Origin of the sequence: Streptomyces sp. NPDC026673, assembly GCF_040638135.1 — a bacterium.
Lineage (GTDB): Bacteria > Actinomycetota > Actinomycetes > Streptomycetales > Streptomycetaceae > Actinacidiphila.
In genome coordinates this window covers 1-2,308 of the sequence record NZ_JBEZXR010000176.1, presented here as the reverse complement: position 1 = coordinate 2,308, position 2,308 = coordinate 1, and the positions used below count along the sequence as shown (strand labels likewise).

2 protein-coding genes and 1 pseudogene are annotated in these 2,308 nt (G+C 73.1%); 1 reads left to right on the top strand and 2 read right to left on the bottom strand.

What is annotated here, in order from left to right; all coding sequences use genetic code 11:
- Positions 1-703: 703 nt before the first annotated feature.
- Positions 704-1,288 (bottom strand): GNAT family N-acetyltransferase, encoded by a 585-nt coding sequence (locus AB0F62_RS42690; RefSeq protein ID WP_361812290.1) that lies wholly within the window; start codon positions 1,286-1,288, stop codon positions 704-706.
- Between the two features lie 203 nt (positions 1,289-1,491).
- Between AB0F62_RS42690 and AB0F62_RS42685 the strand changes: the two genes are divergently transcribed.
- A complete protein-coding gene (locus tag AB0F62_RS42685; RefSeq protein WP_361812287.1) occupies positions 1,492-2,109 on the top strand; it encodes a DinB family protein in 618 nt (205 codons plus the stop codon).
- A 61-nt stretch (positions 2,110-2,170) separates the two neighbouring features.
- Here AB0F62_RS42685 and AB0F62_RS42680 read toward each other — a convergent pair.
- Positions 2,171-2,308 (bottom strand): annotated as a pseudogene (locus AB0F62_RS42680) (NADH:flavin oxidoreductase/NADH oxidase); the annotation flags it as partial.

The window sequence follows — 2,308 nt, the reverse complement described above, 5'->3', positions numbered from 1 at the left end:
CCCGAAGTAGCCGCCCCGACACCGCGGGCCCGCCGCCCGCGCCCCGTCCCGCCCGAGGGCGGCGTACACCGGCACCCCGCCGGCGCACGCCGCCCTTTCGGCGTTCACGGGGCCACTGGGCCAAGGCTGCGGACTTCGATGCCGGAGGGCCGGTCACCCGGGTAACCTGGGCGCACCTCAACCGAATTCCGGGAAGTCTCCATGCCTCGCCGGTCACCGGGCGAGATCCGGGCGCGGATGCCCCACCGCGCCAACCGCGGCAACCGAGCCGTCATTCGCGGTCTCTCAGCTACCGCAAACCGTCAGATCGCCGAGTTCGAACGGACGAACGGGCTCCACTCCGGGGACGTGGCCCACGCCTTTCTGGCCTGGTCCCGCACCCTCCGGCGGTCCGGTCCGGACACGGAGCCCTCCTACGGCGAAGGCACGACCGGCTGGCGCGACATGCACGCCCGAACCCTGCTGGAAGCAGTCATCCGGACGGTCGGCGTCAGGGCGCGACGCGAACTCCGGGCGGTCGTCGGCCCTCTCGACGCCCGTTACCTCGATGCCACGTTGAACCATCCCTTCGCGCCGGCTGACCTTCCCTGGTGGCGCCGTCGGATCCACGGCTGATCTCCCCGTCCCTCTGCGGCGGCCACCGAGGGATGCCGACGGGAGTGCGCACTCGCGGGTACCAGAGGCCCTCTGCCGGCCGATGTCGTCAACGGCCGCAGTCCTCGGTCGCCATCGCGAAGCGCCGGCAGACGTGCACCCGGCTGAACTCCCGCCGCAGCTGCGCCTCGTCCTCAAGCTTCGCGTGCAGGAACGCGGCCATGAGCCGCAGGCCGGGGCGGGGCGTGAGGATCGCCCGGTCGGGTTCCCCGGGGGCGGTGTGGTGATGGGCGTAGACGTGCAGGTAGTGGTCGCTCTCCGTGAAGCCCATGGCGCGGTACCAGGCCAGGGTGCCGGGGTCGTCGCGGGTCCAGGCGTCGAGGGTCGTCGCGCCGCGTTCGCGGACCTGGGCGCGGGTGCGCCGCAGGAGGGCGCGGCCGAGGCCGCGGCGGTGGTGGTCGGGGTGGACCGCGACGGTGTCGATGGTGGCGAGGGTGCCGTCGACCAGGGTGTCCATGATTCCGGCCACGGTGCCCGAAGCGTCGAGGGCCACCAGTTCCAGGCCCGGAGCGGGGATCTGCGGCTTGGCGCGATCGACGTCGTCGTAGTAGGCGGTGCCCAGGAACGAGAGCACCCTGCAGCGCAGCCAGGACGTCTCGTCGGCCGGGGAGTACGCGCGGAAGGTGTAGGTCAACGTCGGGGTCCTCGTGGTGCGTTGTGTCGTGACGGGGGTGAGGACGGGGGCGGCAGGGCGCGGTCGCGGTGGTGAGGCATCACGGGCGGGATGCTGTACGGGCGGGCTGCGGCGCGCAAGGCGATTTCCGGGTGCGCCGACGTCTGGCCGGGCGCCAACATGGCAGCGCGCACCGCCCGTTCGAGCCCGTCAGGAGCCGTCGTATGCGTGCACCTCCCCGCCTCGCACCGCTGCTGGAGCAGTTCGACTTCGCGTGCCGGCGCCTCTGTGACCGGATGACCGGCCCGGTCGTGGACAGCGGCAACGGGACGGACGTGGAGGTCGGGCCGATGACCGACGAGGAGTACCTGTGGGAGCCGGTGCCGGGCTGCTGGTCGGTACGACCGCGCTCGCACGGCCCGGGCCCTGGCGCCACCGTGCTGGTCGGCGGCGGGGCGTGGGGGCGGGACGCTTCACCCGCCCCGCATCCGGTGCCGCCGCCGTTCACCACCATCGCCTGGCGCCTGAGCCACCTCGGCGAACTGCTCGCCCTGCGCGCCGACGACTCGGCCGGCACTCACGCGCTCACGCGTGACGACTTCCGCAGCAGCGGGGACGCCGCCGGAGCGGTCTCCGGCTTCGAGGAGGCGGCGGGGGCGTGGCGGCGGGCGCTGCTCGGTGCCGACGACGCGGCGCTCGACACCGTGGGGTACAGCACCTACCCCTACGGCAGCGACCCGGAGAATCCGTTCCTCGACATCGTCTGGTGGGTCAACCAGGAACTTCTGCACCACGGCGCCGAGATCGCCCTGCTGCGCGACCTCTACCGCGCCCGGCACTGAACGCGTCCCCGTCCCCGCCGCACGGTGGCGCGGCGGGGACGGGGACGGCATGCGACGCGGGTCAGGAACGGTGATACTGGACGGGGGTGTTGACCTTGCCACCCAGCGTGGTGGCGGCGTGGCGGGCCCAGTAGGGGTCGCGGAGCAGTTCTCGGCCGAGGAGGACGGCATCGGCCTTGCCGGAGGTGACGATGGCCTG

Coding starts and splice junctions, on each gene's coding strand:
- AB0F62_RS42685 (WP_361812287.1), top strand. CDS start 1,492: ATGCGTGCACCTCCCCGCCTCGCACCGCTGCTGGAGCAGTTCGACTTC.